The sequence below is a fragment of the Moritella dasanensis ArB 0140 genome (assembly GCF_000276805.1).
In the GTDB taxonomy this organism is placed as follows: domain Bacteria; phylum Pseudomonadota; class Gammaproteobacteria; order Enterobacterales; family Moritellaceae; genus Moritella; species Moritella dasanensis.
The window spans coordinates 111,968-137,280 of record NZ_AKXQ01000002.1; the positions used below are offsets into that span (position 1 = coordinate 111,968).

Here is a 25,313-nt window from a genome sequence, read left to right on the forward strand (position 1 = left end):
TAAACCATGTGGTATTTCAGTTGGATCCTAGGTGTTTTGCTGGCAGTTTCTCTCGGTATCATCAATGTAATGTGGTACGAAATGGAACAGCACACGGATAACGTGGCAAAAGATCAAGATGATCAGAAAGACTAAAACATTAACTTTTAATAGTTAAGTTATATCAATAACGGATTACGCTTTGCGCCCAAGGATGGGCGTCTGTTTCTAAACCTCCAATTTCAGGGGCTATTCTTTAAATAGTATTTTAATATTCCTCCAATTTCAGGCTTACCAATGACAGAATCAATAAATACAGAATACACTCAAAAAGAGCGTTTAACATGGCTTAAAAGCCAACGAACACATGCCCAAGGTCGATTAAGCAAAGCTATTGCTTTAGGATCATTAAATGGCATATTGATGATAATACAAATGGCGTTTCTAGCTGGCATCATCAATGAAATCATCTTCTCAAACAAAGCACTCGCAGAAATAACGCCCTTATTACTCGGTTTAGTTACCATCGTCATTTTCCGCACTGTATTTGGTTATATCAGTGAACGTTACAGTCGCCATGCCGCCATGTTGATTAAGGTGTCTATTAGACAACAGTTATTACAACACCTCTTCGCCATGGGACCAGCCAAAACACAAACGATTGGTAGTGCTAAAATAGCACAACTTCTGCATCAAGGTGTTGATTCACTGGAAGATTACTTCTCTGGCTACTTACCTATTGTCGCTTATTGCTCAGTGATCCCGAGTGCGGTGTTATTTGCGGTATTTCCAATGGATTGGCGTTCGGGTTTAGTATTAATGTTAACTGCGCCGATGGTACCCATGTTTATGATCATCATTGGCCACAAAGCACATGATTTAAACCAACAACATTGGACTAAACTACTGCGCATGAGTAGTCATTTCCTTGATATTATTCAAGGTCTTACTCAGCTTAAAATATTCAATGCATCTCGCCAAGAAATGGCGGCAGTAAAAACAATCAGTGAAGACTATGGTAACCAAACAATGGGGATCTTAAAGGTCGCTTTCCTTTCTTCATTCATGTTGGAATTTCTTGCTTCTATCGCCATTGCACTCGTTGCTGTTATTCTTGGTTTTAGACTTTATTACGGTGGTGTCGATTATTTATTAGCCCTGTGGGTACTATTACTTGCCCCCGAATTCTATTTACCATTTAGACAATTAGGTACTCAGTACCACGCCAAGATGGCCGGTGTAACAGCGGCTCAAGACATGCTAGAGATTCTGAATACCCCGATTAAAGAAAGCCAAACGGAAACACAATTTAAAGCACCGTTCGTCATCAGTTTAACAGATGTTAATTTTACCTATTCGGGCAGAAACAATACCCTTAACAATATTAACCTGACGCTAGAAAACCAAGGGCTGTACGCCGTCATTGGTGAAAGTGGCGCGGGTAAATCGACATTAATCGATACTATTGTAGGCTTTAATACGCCAGATAGCGGCGAGATGACAATCAACGGTATTAAGCACACTCCAGCACTGCGTGATGCTTGGTTAAATAACTGTGGTTGGATAGCCCAACAAGGTCATGTTTTCTATGGCAGCCTAGGTTTTAACATCGCCTTAACTGAACACTTTGATGAAGAAAAAATACAACAAGTATTAAGCAGTGTTGGCCTTGCTGATTTTGTGTCACAGCTCAAAGATGGACTCAACACCCATGTTGGCGAAGGTGGTGTTGGACTCTCTGGTGGTCAATCACAACGGTTAGCGTTAGCGCGAGCATTTTACCACCAGCCAGATGTGTTAATTTTAGATGAACCAAGTAGCCATTTAGATAAAGATACCGAGCAAGTCGTCAGTGATAGTATCGCTGAGTATGCCAAGGATCATCTGGTCATTGTCATTGCTCACCGTTTACATACCGTGATAGATGCTAAGCAGATAATTGTATTAGAACAAGGACAAATTATTGAGCAAGGCACCCATAGCGAATTGCTCGAATTAAATGGAAGTTATGCCGACACCATTAATATCGATATGGAGACCAGCGTATGAATCCATTAGTTAGGTTGATGAAATTACTTAAGCCGCAATTACCCTTAATGTTGCTCGGTACCTTGTTATCAATTATTACCGTGATGGCGAATATTGGCCTACTCGCGGTATCAGGTTGGTTCATTACCATCATGGCCATTGCAGGACTTTCTGGCGTGACCGCAAACTACTTCACCCCTGCAGCCATCATTCGCTTTCTTGCTATTGTAAGAACAGCAGGTCGCTATGCCGAACGTCTGCTGACGCACAAAGCCACGTTTAATACCCTTGCTGCGTTACGTTATTACTTTTATACCCGCTTAGAACCCTTACTGCCCTACTACCGCGTTAACTTTAAATCAGCAGATATTCTTGCACGTTTACAGCAAGACATCGATGAACTTGATAACTTTTATTTAAGAGTGTTACTACCGGTTTTAGTCGCTATTTTTAGTATTCCACTCGTTGGTTGGGGGGTGAGCTTCATTTCATCAGACCTTGCCCTTGTGATTGTTAGCGCGTTACTGATTGTCGGTTTTGTTTTACCAATATTAATATTATTGTTAAGTAAAAAACGCGCTAGACAACAAGCTAAGCTCTCGAGTGAATTAAAAATTGAATTAGTCGACGGCGTTGCATCTATGCGTGAATTATTGGTTTATCAAATTGCCAATCAATATCAACAATCAATTAATCACGTATCAAAAAGCTACCATCAAGCGGAATTACACTTACACCGCTTACATGCGTTAGCCACTGCGTTAACATTCTTAGCAATTAACACGACTGTCTTAACAAGCTTATACTTGCTGACACCTTTGGCACAAACGGGTGATTTAAAACCAGAGTTCGTTGCCAGTGCGGCGTTGCTTATTTTAGTCTGTTTTGAGACTGTGATTAATATGCCCCTAGCCTGTCAGATTTTACCGAAAGTGCATGACAGTGCCGCGCGTTTATTTGAAATTATTGACAAACCAATTCCAGATGTTGGCGGCAACACGTTAGTAACAACAGGTACAATTGAGTTTAATCATTTAAATTTCACTTATCCTGATGGTCATTGCAGTGTGTTAAACAATATTGACCTTACTATTGAACCAGGTGAAAAAGTGGCCATTATCGGTGCTAGTGGCGCAGGTAAATCAACCTTAGTGAATCTATTAATGGGCTTCTGGCCTATTCTTCAACCTGAACTGGATCAAGGCTCAGTTGTTGAGCGCAAATCAAAGCCTGGTATCACGATTAATAACATTGATTTAAATGACTTAAATACTGAATCGTTGCGTGAACATATTGCCCTGATGAGTCAAAACAGTCATCTATTTCATGCCACGATTGGTGATAATCTACGCTTAGCTAAACCGAGTGCAACAGAGTTAGAGATGCGTGAAGTGTGTAAAGCCGCTGGTCTACTTGATTTCATTGATGAGTTAGAAAATGGTTTTAAAACGTGGCTTGGTGAAACAGGCTCTGGTTTATCCGGTGGTCAAAAACAACGTTTATGTTTAGCCCAAGTGTTATTAAGAAATGCGAAAGTATTAGTATTGGATGAGCCAACCAAAGGCCTAGATCGTCGCAGTGAAAAAACGGTGATAGCCAGCTTATTCGAGCAGCTTGAACAATCACAACAAAGTTTAATATTGATAACGCACAAGCCATTAATGTTACAGAAAATGGATAAGATTGTGGTCATGGATGAAGGGACTATTGTGGCACAAGGGGATCATAAAACCTTAATTGAAACCAATGATTACTATCGCAAGTTACTTAACTATTTCTAAACGCCTAACGTTCTAGATTTATAGCATTACAACTGTGATGATATCGACAATCTAAAAAGGGTAATACAAAAATGTATTACCCTTTTTTATTCGTTCTTTTTTCATGAGCTTGTTTTACATGATGTATTCCACATAAAAAGAGGATTTACTAAATAAAACAGCTCAAGTTAGTACGTACTCTTCACTTAACGAATAGCTTCGCTCACTAACCCCTTCTCACTCAAGTATAAATACAAAGCGTCAACACGCTCTTTATTCACACCAAAGTCAGATTTGCCATATCTAGAAGCGGATCTTACTGCAATAATACCGTTTTCTTCACGCAGATGAAGTTCGAAATCATCAACAAAGCGCATAAACATGCTCGTACTTTCAACATATAAGTAATCATCTAGCTCTCTGACGATTACCATATTACTTTGCGAATCCAAATATAGCTTAATTTCAGACCATACCTGTTCAGAACTCGCTTCTAGTTTAAATGCTGGTACATAATGACTTTCGTCTAAGCTGTCACTTGATACACAATTAGGAGTATCAGGACAAGGCGTTAACGTTGAATTAACAACCCCTAAATTATAAGGACGAGCACCAGTACATGCAGTAAGTACTAAGCTACACGTTAGTATGAATGTAGAACGGGTATATACACGAGACGTAAACATTTGAATCCTTTAAGCTATTAACCACTGACGTAATTTAACCAAAAAATGCAATAAACAGCAAGCAGTTATCTCGTAATAAATACCTGCTTTTATCCCCGACTATGACTTAGCTGGTTTTTCAGCGTATTCATCATCACTGTAATACCCATAGTAATAATCAGAGTCAGCAACACCGTCCGTATTAACATGGTTCATCACAATACCGACAAGGTTAGCATCAACTTTAGCTAATCGGCGGACACCATTTTGAACTAACCGCACGCGTGTTTCTTCACTTTTAATGACATAAATAATGGCGTCTGTATGTAAAGATATAATCAATGAATCACTCACGGCCTGAATTGGGGGTGTATCAATAACAATTCGGTCATACGACTGCCTTAAATTTTCCATCAACAGCTTGAAGCGTTTGGACGACAATAACTCTTGGGCATTTTTTGGTGTTGGACCACACGTCATAATATGTGTACCGGATGCTTTATCTACAGTAATACAATCCGATAAATTCGCTTCTCCGCGGATCAATTGCGCCAGTCCTGGTTTGTCTTTTGGTATGTTAAAATTACTTGCTAGACTCGGTTTGCGCATATCAGCATCAATTAGGATTGTTTTTTCAATCTGAGCCAACGAGAAAGCAATATTCGTCGCCGTTGTGGACTTACCTTCATTAGGTTGTGAGGAGATGATCCCAATAACCTGATTAACCTGTTGCCCTTGAGCTAATAAAAAACTAGTTCGCAATGTACGAATTGACTCAGAAAATTGACGTCCTTCTTCGTCAAAGAAATAATGCAGATCCAAATCTTGGTTACGTTTTCTAGCAATCTTAGGTAATACTCCTAATACCGGTAGTCCAAGCTTGGTTTCTATATCACCGACCGAGTTAAAATTATCAGTGAAATATTCTTTAACCAACAAATAAGTGATATGTAAAATAATCGACAACACGAAAGCGATTAATACGAGTATTTTAGTACTTAAAGTAATCGGTTTACTTGGCGTATGTGCTCTGTCGGTAAAACGAGCGACGGCTGCATTAAAGTCGCTCGTTAAAGCCGTTTCTTTAGATCGCTCTAAAAACGTATTGAAAAGTTTACGGTTACTTTCTACGTCGCGTACTAATTTCTGGTATTCATTATCCTTACCAATGACATCCTGAAATTGTCCTTGAATTTTACTGTATTCCCTTTCTAAGGCCGCTACATTACTTTGCTTGGTTTTTAGATCTCTATTTATACCTGTTACCAGTTTAGATATCTGAGTAGTCAGATGTCTGTTGATAGTATAAAGTTCAGATTTAGCCGCAATAAGATCGGGATGTTTACGTCCATAGATTTGTGATAATTCAGATACCTTTAATTTAGCTTTAACTTTTAATGTTTTAATGTTCTGAATCACTGGGTGTGATGTTATCTCAGGTATTGATTCTAATTTATTCATGTCCTTAATGCCGAATTCCTCAACGGCTCGGACAATACTGCGTAATTGATTCACTTCATTTTTGGCATCGAGCAATTGGCGTGATGTTTGTTCAAGTTCGTTACTCACCAACCCCGTCAAGCCCCTGCCCCCACGATCTTGTAAATCAATGATATTTTGTTCTTTACGGTATACTTGTAAACGGGATTCAGAGGCATCAAGGCTCGTCCGTAAATCTTCAAGCCTCGCTCTTAGCCAGTGAGCAGCATTTTTATTGATTGACGATTTTACCGCCAGGTCTTGGGCGATAAAAGCTTCACCTACAGCATTCGCGATCATGGCAGCCAAAGCGGGATCTTCACTGTCATACGACAACTTAACAAGTTGGGTTTTTCTTATAGGTGTCACAATTAAGCTTTTTGAAAACTGTCTTAAACGTGCCCTTTTCTGCGTTTGGCTTTGTAATTCTTCAGTGCTTATCTCACTGCCTACTTGCGGTACGCCATTGATATAACCTGCACCTATATTTTCACTAAATTCACTATCAACGTTGTCATCCATAACAAAGTAGTTAAATAATGGCGTGGCTTCCATAAGATAAGTAACCACCATATCTTTCCAGCTTTCACTTTTTTGAAATGAAGGTTGTTGTTGTAGATTCAAGCGGTCGTAAACAGTTTCAGCGATTGAATATGACTTAAGAATTTCAAATTGCGTTAAATAGTATTCTTTTCTATTCGAATCAAGTCCTTGTACCGAATCAAATGCGACAGCTTGTACTTGATCGGCTTCGATCAATAAGGTTGCAGAAGCACGGTATAACGGTGACTCATTTGAAAGATAAAATGCGGTGCAGATAGAGACCAGCACCGCCACGATGAGGACCCGCCATTTATAACGTTGGATAACGTGCCAATGCGGTGAAGGTAACACAATGTCATTATTGGCAGACGAGTTATTGAGATTCTGTTCAAGTTTATCCATTAGAAAAACCTTTGCTTAATCAAAATGGTATCACCAGCATTAACTTTGTACGTTAAGCTTGCGTTTGTTTGCGTTTTTTTGTTTTTTTCTTTAAACAAATATATCTTATCTTTAGATGCCCTCTCGGTTAGTCCACCCGCCAACGCTATCGCTTGGTTTACAGTCAGACCAGGCTGGTAGGGGTAACCACCTGGTCTATTCACTTCGCCATGAATGTAAAATGGTCTGTATTCGACAACGTGGACATAGACATTTGGGTTAACCAAATAATTGCCTTTCAAGCCTTTATAGATCAATTTCTCAACTTGTTTAACCGTCAGACCAATGACCTTTATTTCACCAAAAAATGGATAATTAATTTGGCCGCTATTACTTAATAATGTTTCAACAGTGAGATCTTCTTGACCGAAGACTTTAATTTCGACCTTATCACCCGGCCCCAAAATATATGAGCTGTTAGCTAAAACCGTGAAATTCATAAAAACGAGTAATATACCAATAGTTATTTTTTTAATCATGTTAGCCACCTAGAGCGTAAACGTGAAACTTAAGCCCACAACGTTTTTATCATATTCAAACACGGCTTCTGTAGATTGATTTCTATCCCACTCACCAAATACTGCAACCGCAATATTCTGAGTTACGTCATAATTAAATTTTAGCGTCAAACCATAGATATCATCGACCCGTGAAATACCACTGTAATCATCTTTATATTTGTATATACCAACCGAAGAATAATAGTATGATGTCCAATCATGCTTCCAGTCGATGTTGTATTTTGTTTCGAGTACATAATCCCCATCGACATCTGGATCGTCTGTGGCTTGTGAGGTCGAAAATGTCAGCTTCGAATAGGTCAGAGGACGCCAAACACCCCCAATATTCCAACTAAAACCGGTAAAATCTTCCCGCCCAGAATCATCAAACTCTTTTGCTTGGCCACCTATTTTAACAAAGCCACGAACAATAGCAGATGCTTCCCATTGCATACCGACAAAGGCAGTGTATACATCCGAATCTCGAATAAGCTCACCTGGAGCATTGTAATCGTATCCAATTTTCTCTGCGTTAATTTCGATGAAGGCATCGGTATTTGCTCTCGTTGCATAATAAAATGTAGACCCAAGCAAGATGGAGTCATAATTGCTGCGTCTCGTTATATCATCGAAATTTCGGTATTCTTTTTCATAAAATATAAGATCGAAAGCAAGTCGACCTTTGGTCTGTAACGCACCATATTCATACGATGCTGCGAAGGTATTTTTACCGTATTTAATCGGTTCGTCTGTCCGATCGAAATTACCTTCCGATTTTCCTGTCCCACGTGATTCAGTTAGCCATTCACCTTTTAGACTAGCATCGACTCGATGGGTATCATTTGGCTCTAAATGTGCTTTCAGCCCTAACTCACCATCAGTATAATCATCTTCACCACTGGCTTCGTAAGTCCCTTTTTCTGCATTCATATCGAAACTGTAGTAATTGACACCATCATCCATTTTGAAATTGATGGCCGGCATGAGCGTCATGATACCGCTGCTAGTACCAGCGTGTTGTTGGTTATAAATATTATCATCGTAGGCAACGCCTATCTCTAAAGATGGTTTAATAAATAAACCGCCATCAGTAATGTGTGTATCTGGTATGTAAGCAAATACACCATCACTCAATAAAGCGAAACTAAACCAATAAACATTGACTTTATATGCTTTCATTTGAGCGCTCCAGAGTTTCAAAAATTTGAGCTTGTATCATGATTTACCTCTACAAATTGCTAATAAGTGTTCTCACTTTTTAAACAGGTCAGTACGGTTAACATCAAAATTTTCAAATCAAACCAGATTGACCACTGCAAAATGTAATAAAGGTCATACTCAATACGTTTTTGCATCTTGTCTAATGTATCTGTTTCTCCTCGCCAGCCACTGACTTGTGCCCACCCCGTTATCCCAGGTTTTACATGATGACGTAACATATAAAACTGAATAAGTTTACGATACTCTTCATTATGTGACACGGCATGAGGACGCGGCCCTACAACGGACATGTCGCCCATCAGCACATTAAAAAACTGAGGCAACTCGTCAAGAGAACTACGACGTAGAAAACCACCAAATGGCGTGACACGTTTATCACCTCTTGTGGCCTGCGTAACTTGCCCATCAGACTCCATGACTGTCATGCTGCGAAACTTATATACAGATATATTCTCACCTCGTAATCCGTATCTACTTTGCTTGAATAACACCGGACCAGGCGATGTAATCTTAAGTGTTATCGCAATGAGGATGTACACAGGAGAAAGCAGTATTATCGCGATGAGACTGACAGCGATGTCCTCAAATCTTTTTAACAAGATCTTGGAACCTAAATAAGGAGACTCAAAAATACTAAGCGCATCAATTTTGCCTATATGCGTCACGCGTCCCTGCATGACATCTGAAAGCATAAACGCAGGGACAACGTATACATCGACGGTGGTATCAGATAATAAATTGATGATCTCAGCAATGCGCTTCTCAGCCGAAATTGGTAATGTGATAAACAGAATATCAATATCGCCATTTTTGGCTTGATGGATACATTTTGATATATCACTGATGACCGTTAAACCTTCAGGTAATCGGTCTGTTTTTCTATCATCAAAAAAACCGACAAAATCATAACCTAATTCATCACAGTGATTAATTTCATGATACAAATTTGCGCCTGTTGAAGTAGCCCCCAATATCGCCATTTTTCGCAGGTTAATACCTAGTTTACTGCGTACTACAGACCATTGATGTGTGATTACTCGCCATGCGGAACAACTTAAAAATGCGACAAAAAACCATATGTTTAATACGTGACTAGGGAAAACAAAAGCAGTATTAAGCCATATGCCAATGGCGAAGAGAATGAGAAATGAAGATGTGAATACTGCCAGCACCGTCATAAGCACAGTCATGAATCGGCCTACGCGCCACGCTTGATATAAATGCAGCGCTTCAGCAATATACAAAAACACCACCAAAGCGGTTAGCACCACGATAATGTACTCTTGCGTCATTTGAAGATTATAGCTATTAATTACAATCACTAAAGAAAACGTAACACAACTTAAATCTAAAAAACGATAAACAAAAGAATAATTAGCGAAACTTACCTTAAATGTATTAACAGGTTTCAAAACAAGATTCCTTAACAAATTTAAAGTAGACTCATTTTAATAAATGAACTACTGAGTTACACAAACAACCCGCTCATCCATTGAATATGTTATTGATAATCCGTTAATTAATTTAAATTTCAACACGAAAATTAGTTTCCATGTAGATACTCATTAAATATCCCATTAACTATAGCAGTCATTTTATTTATGGCCGCAATTGACTGGGGCTAACACTGAAACAAATATTTTATATATTTAAATAATAAACTATGATGTTAATGTGTGAGGTTAAGCGAAAGGGTTAATATGTTTATAACTTCTTTTCACTATTTTAGAGGCATAGCAATATTATTTATTATTGCCGCCCACGTTCATGTGGGCAATGTCGAAATTGACAACCCGATCTTTACTAATCTACTCTCAGGGTCTACCGCATTATTTGTATTCATTAGTGGTTACTTGTTTCAACATTTACAAAAAGGTGTTTTTAACTACCCACTATATTTAAAAAGAAAATTTAAATTTGTGATATTACCGTATTTAATCTGTTCTGCACCGGCATTAATTAATATAGCGTTAAGTGGTGATTTCCATCCGTTACTTGGTGATGTAACGACCGTAGAAGGTAGCTTAATAAACATCGTCACAGGACGTCACATCACTGCGTATTGGTATGTTCCTTTTGCTTTACTGTTATTCATCAGCGCTCCTATCATCATACATTTCACATCATTAACAAATAAATCACAACTGACTATTTTACTTATACTCTCTTTGCTTTCTATCTTAGCCCACCGCCCTATTGGCGGCTTAAACCCATTTCATTCGTTCATCTACCACATCCCATTTTATTTGTTTGGCATTTACTGTGTTGTCCATCGAGATTTAATATATAAAATAAGAAAGTACAATTACCTGTTTTTATTTTCAACCATATTATTAGCTTATGTACAGGGACATGTAATTGGGAGTATTGGTAGCAGCCATAAAGATTTATTTGTTTTCTCTGGCCTTGACTTATTGTATATACAAAAAACATTGTTAATACTTTTTTTTATAACGTCAATTAATTCACTAGAAAATTTCAATATAAAACCATTATCGTTTCTAGCAAAAATATCATTCTCACTTTATTTCATACATGGTTATGTTCTAATCCTATTAACAAGGGTATCAATTGACAAAACATTATTGAGCTATGGTCTTAGCGATGGGTCAGCAACATTTATTAAATTTATGTTGGTTGTTGCAATTAGTTCACTACTTTCAATATGTATAATTAAAACCTTGGGTAAGCGAAGTCGCTATTTCATTGGCAGTTAATAATAAAACCGTAATTGGGTACAAAACTGCCTTGTTCTTTAGAACTATAAATTTAGCGCTTTAATTTGTGACGTTTGTTAAAAATTAATGCAATCACAGCAATAAAGATAAGAGGCAGGAGCACGTTGGCTATATTATAAAAGCTGTTTGAGTAGCTGAATGAATCATGTGGCGTTTTACCCGTTGACTCAAACACGACGTTAACCAAACTAATCAAGACCAAACTAGACAATACAGTAAAAGACCGTAATTTTTTTATCTTAAACACACTATGATGTAAAACATAAAAACATTGGAAATAATTAATAATAAAAGCGACCACCAAACTTGTGCACAACACGGTCATCTCGCCCGTATACACACCAAGAATTATGGCCGAAACGTTGACAATAGATGAGAAGACACCGCAATAAAACATCTGTTTGGTCGCGCCCATTGCCTGATACAAACCGCCAGTTGAACTAAGCACCATTTGTACCGGAATCGAGAGCGCTAATATTTTCAACAACTCACTAGCAGCTAACCATTGAGATCCAAACAATATAAAAATAATGTCATCGGCATTCCAAAACATGATCGTCGCAGTGACTATCCCTAACGCTGCGAGTTTGTAAACCAATTGATAATAAGCAGCGAAAATCATCGCTGGTTGTGTTTTGTATCGCGTTAATACAGGTTGCAGTGCGGGATTGATGGCAAAGGTAAACAGTTGAAGTGGATAGCGCATAAGCTGGTAGGTTTTCTCATAAAAACCGACGGTCGTTACACCGAAATATTTAGCCACTAATATAGTATCTAAATTTCGAGAGAAAAAATTAAGTATATTAAAACCAAGTTGGAATTTAGCTACCGCGAATAATGGGACAATACTTGATATCTTGCTCCCCAATTTGGCCTGGCCTATCTCGGTCTGTTTTGAAAATCGATAATAAAATACAAACCGACCCACAGGTGTAATTGATAGTTTAACCGCTAATGCTACGACCCCTAAATCGAATAAATACAATATAATACAAATAATTAACGCAATTATTTCTGCGTATACCTCTGCTTTACCAATAATAATAAATTTGGTGTCTTTTTGTAACGAAGCCAATGGTAACATTGCTATGGCTGAAAAAAGTACATTCAACGTTAATACATAGGTTAACAAGCTAACGTGCGTTAAGTTAAGCCAGTTCGCGAGTAATGGCGTAAGATAAATGAATAAAAAAGACAGCGAAATACCAATAATAAACGTCGCAGTAAAGATGCCATTACGCTGATCTACATCGATACTATCTTGGTGAATAATGGCTGGTGCGAGTCCTGATGTAGCTAATAGTTGAAAAAAAAGAATAAGCACTTGTAACGCCGCTAAGGTACCAAAATCTTCTGGTGTGAATAATCGAGCTAAAATGGATAATGATATAATTTGCAATAGGTAAAGAGAATATTTCCCGATTAAACTTTGAATAATGCCTTTATTCAATTCTTTGTTTATTTTACTCATAAATATACATACCTATCACGAACAAGATATTTAAATCGCACTGGATCGCCGATTATTTTCTGCATGTCTGACGAGGTAAATACCGGATGACACTATAATCACAACCATTAACAACCATGCCATACTTGCATCTCTAAATACCGTTGATTCCGTTACATTATGAAGAATAGGTATAATAAGTGCAGCATGGAAATATGAATTGTTAGATTTCAACATTGAAATAATTAAAAAAACAAAAATAAAAGATGAACCCACAACCCCAAACTGTAATAACAGCTCTAGATAACCATTATGTGCTGATGATATATATTGCAAAAAACTGTATTTATCATCTAATACGAACGGTATTATACCCACACCAAAATAACTGCCATAACCATAACCAAATGTTATCTCATCAAAAAATGTAAGATCATAATAGAGTGAATCCCATATAACCCCTCGACCAGTAAAAAAATCATCATCAACATATAATGCAATATGTTGGTAATCATTCATGTGATAACTCACCCCAGGTATAAGAATGAACACACTAAAAAATAAAATTGCCAACGTTGATGTTATTACTTTTACTTTAAACAAACTTATGTGTGTCATTAGGAAATACATAATACACAGCACAATACTTGATTTACTCTGAGTTAGAAGAAGTAACACAAACAGAATGACCAACATTACATTTAAAAACACACTGTTTATATCAAATGATTTCATCCACATATGGCTTATAACAATTAACACAGCCAAGTTAATACCCATCGTATTTTTTGATTTCAAATATCCGGCCAATTGCATATCTTGATTCAACCCTGCACCTTGGACTATAGCCACTGATATCATAATGATACATATAATTACTGCTGCTTTTAGATTTAACTCGATACTGTGATGATAATATGAAAAGCAAAGCCCTAACGCTAACGAGGTACAAAATAGAATTTGAAACACGGCTCGTTTCATTGCAATCATCGGATAACTAGACCAACTAGCACTGAGTATAGCAACAGTACAAATGACAATTAAGATGAATATTTTCTTTATAACTTCTGGTTTTAATTTATTTATCTCAGTATTTATAAAAAATCTAAACGAAAAGAACATAAATAAGAATACCCAAAATACTTGTTTGAATAGATTACTTTGGGCAAGACCACTCGTAATTGAATCTAACTCTCGATCCATCATACTAATCTTATTAGTAAAGTCCGGTGTATAAACGCCAAGACAAAACAACAACATAAGTAATAAACCATATTTTTCAAGCCAGATAATAACATTCATATAAAATCCAATTTGAAGTAGAGAAGACAACTAGAATCCAAACAGATTATATTTAGCTAGTCATATAACAATTAATTCAGCATAAATATGATATTAGACGTTAGGTAAGGATTTGGCATTCCCTTGGATGTCAATGCGAGTCTCATGCACTATCATTAATACAGTTACATTAGCCCGTTATAAGGTTCTCTATGACGTATGACGTTATCACTAAATATAGAAACAAATTAATTCTGTGTTCTTTCATTTTACACATGGCTACCTTTTCAAATACTGCCAATTCAGCATTAACGAATACGACACAAGATTGTACAAAGCTAATCACCACTGGTAAGAAAAATTTATCATATCCAATACCTTCGTTTACTAAATTGAGTTTTGCTTTAGAACACTATATTGAAGGTGACGTGATTTGCCTTGCTGACAGCTATCAACCCGTCATCATGATTGAAGACTTCGACAGTGGTAATAAACCGCTCATAATCCGTCCTTTACATTACCTAGGAACCACAATAAAAAGTAAACACTACACGGGGACAGGTTTAACAATAAAGAATTCTAAGGGAATTATTATCCAAGGGCTGATCATCACGGGTGGTTTAAGCGCAATATTAGTACAAGACTCTTCCAATATATCACTGATATCAAATAGAGTATTTGACATCGGTAATCAAGCCATATCAATAAAACCCAAATATTATGGCGGTAGCCACTATCTTATCAAAGACAACATTATTTTTAATACTGGGCGGCTCCATCCCCGTTATGGAGAAGGTTTATATATTGGTGATGGGGCTTATACCAAAGATAAGAGCAGGTTGAAAATACGCCATACGGTAAGTGATGTAACGATTCGTAATAACATCATTCATCACACCAACAACGAAGCGATTGATGTTAAGGCCAATGCCTATGACGTGAAAATAATCGAGAATAGTATTAGTAATGTTAATTTACAATTTAATGCTGCGATCACCGTTGCTACCGAGTCTTCATTTGCAGAACTGGGCGGTTATTTAATAGAGAACAATGTAATTACAGATATCACTAATCGTTCTGGGTATAGACCTATTGGTATTGCGGTCGGACACGGAGACACGATCATTAAAGACAACCTTATCATTGATGATAAAATTAAAGTGGTCGCTATATGCTTATTTACTACTTTTTTAAACCCTAAGTTGAACAAGGTCACCTTAGAAAAAAATCGTTTTATTGGGAAAGGCAAACCCTTTTCAGAGGCTTGTACTGGCGGTACCAGTGATAACTTAAAAGCCGTTATTACTATAAAATAGACTTATCATTAACAAATCATACTACTAGCAGTAATCTTATACGGTAACAATCCAATCTTAACCCTCAGTATTGCGCCGGAAAATTAAAAAGGCTGCCATGAGCAACCCTTTATTATCAACTACAAATAAACTGTAACGAATAAACTTACCACAGCCTCACAGGCCCAGTGTCAACATGGATAAACCCTGATTTAGGGTAATATCCAACCCCACCTAGTTTTAACGAAATAGCGGCTTCACGTAAATGGGATAACTTCACATCAGGCATGGCTATATCAATGGCCATACCACGCATGTGATAGCTTTTTGTGGCTACAGCATTACTTTTACTGGCTAGCATTTGATTTGTTTTAGGTGAACGATAGCCGGAGATAACATGAAACTCTTCTGTCACATTTAAGGTTCGATTTAGCTGATACAATAACTCATATAAACGGTTGTCCATCGGAGCGGCTAAATTTTGTCTGTGATCTCGGAGTACATGACTAAAATTTTGAAGAGTATCATCCTGATAGAAACCATCGATCCAATAGCTACCGTGCTCACGTTCTCTTGTGTGAATGTTGTAAAAACCCAATTTTCTCAAGCCTATTACGCTTTGACTTGCTTGCACAGGCAGCACTGAACATGCGGCTAATCCACCAAGACCTACTAATACCTTTCTACGGGTTGAACATACTATTGACACTTTACCACCATTGATCGCTTTTCATACAGAAGCAGTGGAATGTATATGCAATAAGCTATTAGATCAAGTTTTATTGCTGCAAAGCATATATGTCGTCACGATACTGGCTTAATCCACTGTCATCAATCCATGCAGTCCAATACACCAAATGTACTGGTAAAACATCATTTAACGGAAACCACTTGGTTGTTTTTCGTGTAAATTTAAGGTTCGACCATAATGCTTTATTATCAACTAAGCTATTAGCAACCCAATTGGCCAATTCATCTACTTTCTCAATGCGAATACAACCAGAAGATAACGCCCTATTGGCATTGTTGAACAAGTTCGTATTGGTTGTGTCATGAAGGTAAACACTAAAATCATTAGGGAAGTAGAATTTGTAACGACCAAGCGCATTGTTTGTTCCCGGCATTTGTTCAAGTCGATATGGGAATTGGCCATTGGCGAGTTCCTGCCACTCTGCAGGAGATTTTTCTATTGTTTGGTTTTGATAGTTAAACACTTTAAAATTACGTTGAGCAAAAAAATCGCCATTCTTTTGTACTTTTGGTAATAAATCGTCTTCTAAGATACTCCGCGGCACCCGCCAACTTGGGTTAATGACGATGCTCTTAATTTCACTCGTTAATATCGGCGTTGGTTTTTTAGGTTTTCCAACAATGACACGAGAGCGCAGTGCAATTTTACCGTTATCGCTGAGCAGTAATTCATAAGCAGGGATATTGACAAGCAGGTATCGGTCACCAAGATTAGCCATGAAATGGATTTTTTCTTCCATATTTTGACTCAACAACTCAGATCGTCGAAGGGGATTTAGATTTAACCATTTTAGTGTATCGGGACCAATGACGGCATCTGCCGTTAATCCATGTCGACGCTGAAAATTACGCACCGCTGTGGCAATTTCTGCCGTGTAAACATTTGATTGATGCAATTGCGCATCGCTATCTCCCAGTAATATCAACCGAGCATGGATTTCATGCACCATAGGGGCCCGATCGCCGATGCGTAATAAATTAGAAAATATTATTTCATCCCACTTATATTGCACAGAAAGCCAGTTTAGATAACTCGCACGGCTTGAAAACTGTAACGTCTTTTTGGAAACCGGTACGTCACTTACCGCGTGATTTTTTGGTAACAGATTATCTGGTTGTGTATTACTATGATTGACGTAGGCATAATATTCATTATTGATGGTATTCATATTATCGATCACATCTGTCGTTCTGCCCAGAATTGAAACTTGATGAAGTGGTAACGCAGAAGCATGATGACTTATCGATGAGATCATAACCAACAATAACATCGATTTTAACTTGTTGTTAATAGATAGTTTTTGTATAATTTTCAATCTCTTAAAAAGATACATTTTATACATAGACGTCTCCTATTGAACATAATTTAAGTATGGCTAATAAATAACAACTGACCAACATTTTTATCTGCTTATACGTTAAAATACCCCTCTTTAAATAAGTATGAAGGTGATATGCAAAATAATATTACAATTTGGGTTGATGCGGATGCTTGTCCGACCCCAATGAAGGAAATTCTTTTTCGCGCAGCTGTGCGTGTGAAAGTACCATTAGTACTTGTGGCGAATCACTGGATACGTGTACCGGCTTCACCTTATATATCAATGACCCAAGTTCCTTCCGGTTTTGATGTTGCAGATGACCATATCGTCTTAAAAATGTCGGCGGATGACCTGGTTATCACCTCTGATATTCCATTGGCGGCAGAGGTGATCGAAAAAGGTGGCCATGTCATCACGTCTCGTGGCGAAAAGTATACGCTTAGTAATATCCGTCAGCGTCTGAATATGCGCGATTTTATGGATACTATGCGCGCAAGCGGTGAAATGACCGGTGGACCCGCGGCATTAGGCATAAAAGATAAACAAGCATTTGGTAATGCGCTTGATCAGTACCTCGCTAAATACGCGAAAAAAGCATAGTTCATTATCATGGCACTTTAAAATAGACCGTATAAAAATAGGAATAGCTCGTGCAGAAAATAGCCGTATTTGTTGACGTACAGAATATCTATTACACCACTCGCCATACTTATGGTCGTCAGTTTAATTATCGTAAACTCTGGCAGCATTTATTATTGCAAGGTGACGTAGTCACTGCGTATGCTTATGCGATTGACAGAAATGACGATCAGCAACGAAAGTTCCAAGACGCACTCAAACATATTGGCTTTGATGTGAAACTAAAACCTTTTATCCAACGCAGTGATGGCAGCGCAAAAGGTGATTGGGATGTGGGTATAACGATCGATGTATTACAAGTTGCAGAGTCAGTCGATACTGTCGTACTACTTTCTGGTGACGGTGACTTTGCTATCTTGCTTGATACCATAAAGACACGTCATCAAGTCAGAGCTGAAGTGTATGGCGTACCAGCCCTTACGGCTAATGCCTTAATAAATAGCGCAACTGTATTCAACCCTATTTATGAAGATTTCTTGTTATAAAGAACGATTATGATCTACGGTTGATACGTTACGGTTGATAGATTATTTCTGATAAATTGTTATTCACTTTTTTTCTACATGTTCGATGTTAGTTTTACGATTTAAAAACAAGCTCGCTAAGACTAAACATGAATAACAAATATATTAAATTTGCTTGTGTCGGCGGCATTGGTTTCATCGTCGATTTAAGCGCAATGATAGTATTCTCAACATTAATGCCTTTATACGCCGCACGATTACTGGCATTTTTCTTTGCCGTAAACAGTAATTGGCTACTGAATCGCAGCTTTACCTTTAAAGCACAACAAGTAGACAGTGATTCAGGATTACTTCAACAATGGAGTAAGTTTCTGTGCTCATCATGTTTCGGGGCAATACCTAATCTACTTTGTTATTGGCTCTTAGTGTCGGCCTTATCACTCACGGGGACGGCTGCAATTTTAGCCATCATCCCCGGTATTATATTTGGTATGTTCATTAACTATCTTTTAGCTGACCGCTGGGTATTCGCCAAGTGATTTATTAGTTAGTCGCAAAAGTTACCCATAGATCTAAAATGTTATAATCGCGCTACAGCCACCAGCTTCATTATTTTTCAGTTCAAATTTCCAGTTGTATTTACGACAAATATCTCTGGTAATTAATAGACCGAGTCCATGCCCTTCATCAGAGCGCAGTTTCTTATAAAGACCGATGCCGGTATCAATCACAGCAATTGAATGACAATCAACGACCACCTTCACTTCACCCGATTCAGTACACGCGAACGCATTTTTAAATAAATTACCCAGTAACAATTTTAACGCCACTTCGGGGATCATGACCATAGGGGCTTGCTTTATGATCACATTAACAACGACAGATTTTGAACTAAGTAAAGCACTGTGCGCATTCACACTCACCATGATTTCATCTTCAGTCAACAGGCGTTGTGCTAGTGCTAAGTCTTGTTCCGATTTAGTTAATGACAGCAAAGCATCGATAAAGTCATTCATCTCATTTGCCGCACTTTCTAAACGACCTTGTTGTTTTTTGATAAATTCAGGTTCATTGCTATAGCTCAATAAATTGGTCGCGCCTTTCATCACCATTAAAGGTGTACGTAATTCATGACTCGCCATACGGTTAAATGCACGCTCTCGCTCGATTAACGCATTTTTCTGTTGCTGATTCTTGTTATAACTATCAACAAGCTGTAGTAACTCTTTCGTCGCGATACCCGCGGGTAGCTCAATGTCACTGCTATCATCAGGTGAACGACGCGCAATCTGTTGCGCAAATATCGATATTGGTGCAGTTAGCCTGTCTGAAATACGCATTACAACTAATAAAGCGACAATGAGCAGAAAAAATGAGATCAACGACTGCCATGATTGTGTCCACATGATCTCTTCTTCACCCATTTCAAAAGCGGGATCACGATGAACAATGTAAATAAACGAATGCTGTTTATCTAATGTAGCAAGTTTCATTAAAAAGAACTCAGTTCCTAAAGAATTACCCTGCTGAATTTCAATGGCTTCATCAACAGGAAGATATAGATTTTCATCCACTGGCTCAGGTAACGTAACGCGATTAAAATAACCCGTTGTAAACTCGTCTATTTTAAACGAACGCACTTCACCGGCTAATTTAGATTTTTCAACGATCGATTCTTTTTGCAATAATAGTCGATTTTGAATACTTAATTTCTCAATGCTTTCAAGTGTTGAATCAAGCACAGTCGCGTGGATCATAATGATCGCAAACGCCACAATTGAAAAATAGATGAATGTAAGCTGTTTAGCCGAGCGTACTTTAGCCATAATAATTACCTACTCTTAACAGTCCACTGAAACTAGTTGATAACCAATTTTTGATAAGGTTTTAATATAGTTGTGCTGAAAAGGTTTATCGACATGATTGCGTAACTGGTAGATATGACTGCGTAAAATGTCAGCTTCGGGTTCATCCTCGCCCCAAATCGCATTGATAATTTCATTTTTAGTCACTATTTCAGGGCTGCGCATCATCAATAGTTTCAAAATAGTGAACTGCGTTGGATTTAATTCAAAATTATAGCCATTGCGAGAAGCAACATGTGTTTTCAAGTCTAATGAAAGATCATTAAAGGTTAAAATTTTGGCCGCATTTTTTCCACTTCGACGACGGTGTAGCGCTTGAACACGGGCTGCGAGAATGTCGAGATCAAATGGTTTGATAAGATAATCGTCCGCACCACAATCAAATCCAGCAAGTGTATCCTCACGTGTATCACGCGCTGTGAGCATTAAAATCGGTGTATCGTTACCCTGTTCTCTTAATTTTTGACAAACAGTCAAGCCATCCATACGTGGCATCTGAATGTCTAGAATAATTAAATCATAAAAATTATTACTAGCGAGTTCATAACCATGCACACCATCTTGCGCATAATCTAAGGTGTAACCTTTAATTTCAAAAAAATCAAAGATAATACCGGCAATATCTTGATGATCTTCCACTAATAATATTTTCATAACCTTTCAATCCAATAATTAAATACGTCTTCATTATGACAAATTTGATGTCGAAATAATGTAAAAATGTAAAAAACATGTCGAAAACATTAATTCCACACAACGTAATCTAGACTGTATGCATTGTTATCCAAATCGGAATTTATTATGCCAGCCAGTATCACATCCATTACAGAACACAGAGAGGCGAATAGCAGCACAATACCGCCTTTATTGTCTATCGTGATCCCATTTTATAATGAAGATGAAGTACTAACAGACTGTCACCAACGTGTTGTCGCGGTTCTAAATACGTTGCAGCAACCGTGTGAGATCATTTATGTCGATGACGGTAGTAATGATGATTCATGGTCACAAGTCATCGCCTTTACCGCGAACAATCATACCGTGCGCTGCATTAAGCTCAGCCGTAACTTCGGAAAAGAAGCCGCAATGACAGCTGGCATGGCAAATACAGTCGGCCGTGCGGTGATACTATTGGATGCCGACTTACAAGATCCACCCGAGTTAATACCTGAAATGATCAGTGAATGGGAAAATGGCTATGATGTCGTTAACATGCAGCGTAAAGAACGCCACGGCGAAAACTGGCTAAAACGATCCACCGCGTATCTTTTTTATAAATTGATCAATCGATTAGCTGATATTGAAATGCCGCGTAATGTGGGTGACTTTAGATTATTAGATCGTAAAGTTGTCGACGTTATTAATGAATTACCAGAACGTAACCGTTTTATGAAAGGTTTACTCTCTTGGCCTGGCTTCAATACTTGCACACTGCAATTTGATCGAGACGCACGTCAAGCTGGCACCACTAAATGGAATTATACCAAACTCATCCACCTCGCATTTGAAGGCATTACTTCTTTCAGTATCAGACCATTGCGCATCGCTACTGCAGCGGGGATGCTGACATCCGTTATTTCGGTAATGATGGCTATCGTACTGGTGAGCAAAACTTTATTTTGGGGCGACCCGGTTGCTGGTTACCCTTCATTAATGACGGTTGTATTATTATTGGGTGGCATTCAATTGTTGTCAATAGGACTCATGGGTGAGTATGTCGGTCGTTTATTTATTGAATCAAAACAACGTCCCAACTTTATTGTCATGAATGAACAAACCGCAGAGCCAAATAAAGGCTTCAATCTAACCCAGCATAGAAACAGTAACGTAAATACGCATCAAGCCCACAACGCTCATTTTAAACAAGGCTAGTAGTAACATGTCTAAAGCAGTAACCGATATCTCATTAAATAATGTCTCTTTAACCAAAATTGCGATAACCCTTGTTATTACAGCGATAGCAATAAGATTATTTACGCTGGGTTTTTTTCCTCTTATGGACACAACCGAAGCACGTTATGGTGAAATGGCAAGGATCATGGCTGAAACAGGTAACTGGATCACGCCGATGTTTGATTACGACGTACCATTTTGGGGCAAACCACCACTGTTCACCTGGATGAGCGCCACGGGTATTACACTTTTTGGTTTAAGTGAGTTCGCCGTTAGATTGCCACACTTACTCACTGGTGGTTTAGTGTTATTCATCGTCGCCCTGCTTGCATATCGCATCATCCCAACACGCTGTCGTTCAGAACGTAAACAAGAAGCATGGTTAGCAGCTGGTATTCTCGCTACAACAGCAACATTTATCGTTGTTACCGGCGCGGTCATGACTGACACAGCGCTGACACTTGGCATTACCTTAAGCATGGCGGCATTTTGGATAAACTATAAAAACAAGTCTGCTTTATGGGGACATTTATTTTTCATCGGCTTAACAATCGGTATGTTAGCGAAAGGGCCTTTAGCCTTAGTGCTTATTGGCATGAGTTTGTTTATTTGGGCGTTGTTTAACAAAACCTGGATGAGCATGTTCCGTAGCTTACCATGGAAAACCGGTATACCGCTTTTCCTTGCAACAAGCTTACCTTGGTACATTATCGCCGAGTACTCTTCACCGGGTTTCCTTAATTACTTTATTGTTGGCGAGCATATTAAGCGTTTCTTGGTAAGTGGTTGGCAAGGTGATTTATACGGTACTGCACACAAGGAAATGAAAGGAACAATTTGGCTATTTGCGATAGTTTCAGCACTGCCATGGACACCGTTATTTATTTATCAATGGGTTAAAAGCATACAAGCGACACAAAAAACAAATGGTGAAACGAAAACACAACAAGACGAAGACTCGATAGAATTAAACTACACCAGCTTCTTATGGGCTTGGTTATTAGCGCCTTTATTACTGTTCACATTCAGCGGTAATATATTATCTAGCTATGTGATGCCTTGCCTACCGGCATTTGCGCTATTGATGGTGGTTTATCAACGTAACAATCCACTATCAAGTAAGGTTTATAAAATAGGCTTTATTACACCGATACTTATCCTAATTATTGCTATTTTATTACGAACAGAAATAACAGGTAAACAATCAGAGAAAGGCTTAATGCAAACATGGTCAGCACAAGCACAGAATAAAGAGTTGGTCTATATAGATAAACGTCCGTTCTCTGCACAGTTTTATTCACGCGGCGTCGCCGTCGAACGTAAAGTAAAACTCGAAGTCGCTGTACAAGATATCACTAAAGACACCTATTTTGTTATTCGAAAATCTAATGAGACGGAACTGCTGATCACGAGTTTACCTCAATGTGTCGTTGTTGAGCGTGCAAAGAAACGGCTACTGGCATTCTGTAATGCTAAATAGCCTGACTTAAATTATATCCGTTAAATAACCGTCGTTAATAATTACTGAAGATTTATATTTAAGTGCGACGCAGAGCAAGCCAGTAATCGACACTAGCTTGCTCTTTTATATTAACGAAAAGATGTCAACAAAATGTTATAAAACAAGCATAAATAGCCTACACTATAGACAAGGTGATTAAGAGGATTTTAGCTATGCATATATTGATTACAGGTGGTACTGGCTTTATTGGCCAAGCGTTTATAAACACATTTCAAGGCGATTATGATTTCACGGTATTAACCCGCGGCATCACAAATGCACAACGCATATTTTCAAATATTAACAATAATCAAATTAAGTTCATTTCTGACCTGTCTGAATTATCAAATTCTATCCACATTGATGCGATTATCAATTTAGCGGGTTCGCCCATTATGGATAAGATGTGGTCAGCTAAACACAAGCATATTTTAGAGGCTAGTCGTTGGGAACTAACCCAGCAGTTGGTTGATTTAATATCAGCCAAAACGTTATCACCAGCCGTGTTTATCAGTGGCTCAGCCATCGGAGTTTATGGTCGTCAAGGTGACTCCAGAATTGATGAAAAACACACAGAGCATCACCCTGAATACTCAAGTCATTTATGTGAACACTGGGAAGAGATTGCGCGAGCAGCTTGCCCGTTAACACGTACCGTCATTTTAAGAACCGGGATTGTGTTAGACAAAAGCAAGGGCGCGTTACAGAAAATGGAATTGCCGTTCAAATTAGGACTTGGCGGCCCTATTGGCAAAGGCCAGCAGTATATGTCATGGATACATATTGCCGATATGGTCGCAGCCATAAATTACTTATTACAGAATGACACGCTACACGGTGCATTTAACCTGACCGCACCAAATCCCGTCACCAATCGTGAATTTTCAAACCAGTTAGCGGGCTGCTTTGGTAAGAAAGCGCGATTTACCACCCCAACGTTACTGCTACGGATGTTACTTGGTGAACGCGCAGATCTCATTATCTATGGTCAACGCGTACTACCAAGTCGGTTACTTGAAGCTGGCTTTACATTTCATTCTGATTCATTAGATCAAGCATTTTCTGTTATCTATGCTGATGAGTAGGCAATATCTGTACTGAATTGATGAACTCGATATATAAACAAAGTTAAAAGTAACGTTTGATTAAATGGCTTGTTTTTTTGCAAGCCTAATCGCATCGACAATATTAATCACCCACACACAAAGTAATACAACAGTGGCAATTTGTACGCCTTGCGTATCAATATTTACCATCTGCTGGTTAACTAATGTAGTAATATTGACGATGTCGATATTACTACCTGAGTTCAATACCTTATCTACCATTAATTGTGTTTGTGTCACCGTCACATCCATTATGTAATATAATGGGACCCCAGCAGCAACCGCAAATATAGCGGCCCTTAAATGTTGCTTTAACAACCATTGACCTGCCCCCGGAAATAACAATGCAGATAGCAGCCCCGCTTTAACTGTAAGATTCATAAACACTCCAAA

Annotated in this window: 23 protein-coding genes; 11 read left to right on the forward strand and 12 right to left on the reverse strand. The window is 38.2% G+C overall.

Annotated features, from left to right (window positions below; translation table 11 throughout):
* Positions 1-6 precede the first annotated feature (6 nt).
* From cydX to cydC, 3 genes are all read left to right on the forward strand, one after another.
* Positions 7-135, forward strand: coding sequence for a cytochrome bd-I oxidase subunit CydX (cydX, locus tag A923_RS0102250; protein ID WP_017220018.1), 129 nt, complete (start codon positions 7-9; stop codon positions 133-135).
* 141 nt (positions 136-276) lie between these two features.
* Positions 277-2,028 carry a thiol reductant ABC exporter subunit CydD gene (gene cydD / locus A923_RS0102255; RefSeq protein WP_017220019.1) on the forward strand — a complete coding sequence of 584 codons (1,752 nt, stop codon included), beginning with the start codon at positions 277-279 and terminating at the stop codon, positions 2,026-2,028.
* Positions 2,025-3,788 carry a thiol reductant ABC exporter subunit CydC gene (gene cydC / locus A923_RS0102260; RefSeq protein WP_017220020.1) on the forward strand — a complete coding sequence of 588 codons (1,764 nt, stop codon included), beginning with the start codon at positions 2,025-2,027 and terminating at the stop codon, positions 3,786-3,788. The genes cydD and cydC overlap by 4 nt, the downstream gene beginning before the upstream one ends.
* Before the next feature lie 185 nt (positions 3,789-3,973).
* Here the strand turns inward: cydC and A923_RS0102265 are convergent, their stop codons facing one another.
* The 5 genes from A923_RS0102265 to A923_RS0102285 form a co-directional block, all read right to left on the reverse strand.
* Entirely contained in the window at positions 3,974-4,453 is a 480-nt protein-coding gene (locus A923_RS0102265) for a DUF1499 domain-containing protein (protein ID WP_017220021.1), read from the reverse strand.
* A gap of 99 nt (positions 4,454-4,552) precedes the next feature.
* Entirely contained in the window at positions 4,553-6,856 is a 2,304-nt protein-coding gene (locus A923_RS0102270) for a GumC family protein (protein ID WP_017220022.1), read from the reverse strand.
* A complete protein-coding gene (locus A923_RS0102275) occupies positions 6,856-7,374 on the reverse strand; it encodes a polysaccharide biosynthesis/export family protein (protein ID WP_017220023.1) in 519 nt (172 codons plus the stop codon). The genes A923_RS0102270 and A923_RS0102275 overlap by 1 nt, the downstream gene beginning before the upstream one ends.
* A 9-nt stretch (positions 7,375-7,383) precedes the next feature.
* Positions 7,384-8,595 carry an outer membrane beta-barrel protein gene (locus A923_RS0102280; RefSeq protein ID WP_237716156.1) on the reverse strand — a complete coding sequence of 404 codons (1,212 nt, stop codon included), beginning with the start codon at positions 8,593-8,595 and terminating at the stop codon, positions 7,384-7,386.
* A gap of 38 nt (positions 8,596-8,633) precedes the next feature.
* Complete coding sequence (locus A923_RS0102285) at positions 8,634-10,028, reverse strand: undecaprenyl-phosphate glucose phosphotransferase (protein ID WP_017220025.1); 1,395 nt, start codon at positions 10,026-10,028, stop codon at positions 8,634-8,636.
* 288 nt (positions 10,029-10,316) lie between these two features.
* Between A923_RS0102285 and A923_RS0102290 the strand changes: the two genes are divergently transcribed.
* Positions 10,317-11,333, forward strand: a complete 1,017-nt coding sequence (locus A923_RS0102290) for an acyltransferase family protein (RefSeq protein ID WP_017220026.1) — start codon at positions 10,317-10,319, stop codon at positions 11,331-11,333.
* 52 nt (positions 11,334-11,385) lie between these two features.
* Here A923_RS0102290 and A923_RS0102295 read toward each other — a convergent pair whose 3' ends face one another.
* The gene (locus tag A923_RS0102295; protein WP_017220027.1) at positions 11,386-12,825 is read right to left on the reverse strand and encodes an oligosaccharide flippase family protein; all 1,440 of its coding nucleotides are present in this window, start codon (positions 12,823-12,825) and stop codon (positions 11,386-11,388) included.
* A 30-nt stretch (positions 12,826-12,855) separates the two neighbouring features.
* On the reverse strand, positions 12,856-14,106 hold the full coding sequence (locus tag A923_RS0102300; RefSeq protein ID WP_017220028.1) for an O-antigen ligase family protein: 1,251 nt from the start codon (positions 14,104-14,106) through the stop codon (positions 12,856-12,858).
* A gap of 191 nt (positions 14,107-14,297) precedes the next feature.
* On the opposite strand from A923_RS0102300, the gene A923_RS0102305 reads away from it, so the two are divergent.
* Complete coding sequence (locus tag A923_RS0102305) at positions 14,298-15,401, forward strand: right-handed parallel beta-helix repeat-containing protein (RefSeq protein WP_017220029.1); 1,104 nt, start codon at positions 14,298-14,300, stop codon at positions 15,399-15,401.
* 145 nt (positions 15,402-15,546) lie between these two features.
* Here the strand turns inward: A923_RS0102305 and mepK are convergent, their stop codons facing one another.
* Positions 15,547-16,089 (reverse strand): peptidoglycan L,D-endopeptidase MepK, encoded by a 543-nt coding sequence (gene mepK / locus A923_RS0102310; RefSeq protein WP_026006024.1) that lies wholly within the window; start codon positions 16,087-16,089, stop codon positions 15,547-15,549.
* 70 nt (positions 16,090-16,159) lie between these two features.
* A complete protein-coding gene (locus A923_RS0102315; RefSeq protein ID WP_017220031.1) occupies positions 16,160-17,473 on the reverse strand; it encodes a L,D-transpeptidase family protein in 1,314 nt (437 codons plus the stop codon).
* A 123-nt stretch (positions 17,474-17,596) separates the two neighbouring features.
* Between A923_RS0102315 and A923_RS0102320 the strand changes: the two genes are divergently transcribed.
* The 3 genes from A923_RS0102320 (at position 17,597) to A923_RS0102330 (ending at position 19,094) form a co-directional block, all read left to right on the forward strand.
* Positions 17,597-18,052 carry a YaiI/YqxD family protein gene (locus A923_RS0102320; RefSeq protein WP_026006025.1) on the forward strand — a complete coding sequence of 152 codons (456 nt, stop codon included), beginning with the start codon at positions 17,597-17,599 and terminating at the stop codon, positions 18,050-18,052.
* 50 nt (positions 18,053-18,102) lie between these two features.
* A complete protein-coding gene (locus tag A923_RS0102325) occupies positions 18,103-18,576 on the forward strand; it encodes a LabA-like NYN domain-containing protein (protein WP_017220033.1) in 474 nt (157 codons plus the stop codon).
* A 128-nt stretch (positions 18,577-18,704) separates the two neighbouring features.
* The gene (locus tag A923_RS0102330) at positions 18,705-19,094 is read left to right on the forward strand and encodes a GtrA family protein (protein ID WP_017220034.1); all 390 of its coding nucleotides are present in this window, start codon (positions 18,705-18,707) and stop codon (positions 19,092-19,094) included.
* Between the two features lie 33 nt (positions 19,095-19,127).
* On the opposite strand, the gene A923_RS0102335 is transcribed toward A923_RS0102330, so the two are convergent.
* Positions 19,128-20,381 carry a sensor histidine kinase gene (locus A923_RS0102335; protein WP_017220035.1) on the reverse strand — a complete coding sequence of 418 codons (1,254 nt, stop codon included), beginning with the start codon at positions 20,379-20,381 and terminating at the stop codon, positions 19,128-19,130.
* Positions 20,382-20,396: 15 nt separating this feature from the next.
* Positions 20,397-21,074 carry a response regulator transcription factor gene (locus A923_RS0102340; RefSeq protein ID WP_017220036.1) on the reverse strand — a complete coding sequence of 226 codons (678 nt, stop codon included), beginning with the start codon at positions 21,072-21,074 and terminating at the stop codon, positions 20,397-20,399.
* 147 nt (positions 21,075-21,221) lie between these two features.
* Between A923_RS0102340 and A923_RS0102345 the strand changes: the two genes are divergently transcribed.
* The 3 genes from A923_RS0102345 (at position 21,222) to A923_RS0102355 (ending at position 24,899) form a co-directional block, all read left to right on the forward strand.
* Positions 21,222-22,292: a glycosyltransferase family 2 protein gene (locus A923_RS0102345; RefSeq protein ID WP_017220037.1), complete on the forward strand. Its 1,071-nt coding sequence runs from the start codon at positions 21,222-21,224 to the stop codon at positions 22,290-22,292.
* Positions 22,293-22,299: 7 nt separating this feature from the next.
* Complete coding sequence (locus A923_RS0102350) at positions 22,300-23,793, forward strand: ArnT family glycosyltransferase (protein ID WP_017220038.1); 1,494 nt, start codon at positions 22,300-22,302, stop codon at positions 23,791-23,793.
* Positions 23,794-23,987: 194 nt separating this feature from the next.
* The gene (locus A923_RS0102355; RefSeq protein WP_017220039.1) at positions 23,988-24,899 is read left to right on the forward strand and encodes a TIGR01777 family oxidoreductase; all 912 of its coding nucleotides are present in this window, start codon (positions 23,988-23,990) and stop codon (positions 24,897-24,899) included.
* Between the two features lie 60 nt (positions 24,900-24,959).
* Here the strand turns inward: A923_RS0102355 and A923_RS0102360 are convergent, their stop codons facing one another.
* Positions 24,960-25,301 carry a hypothetical protein gene (locus tag A923_RS0102360; RefSeq protein WP_017220040.1) on the reverse strand — a complete coding sequence of 114 codons (342 nt, stop codon included), beginning with the start codon at positions 25,299-25,301 and terminating at the stop codon, positions 24,960-24,962.
* Positions 25,302-25,313 lie beyond the last annotated feature (12 nt).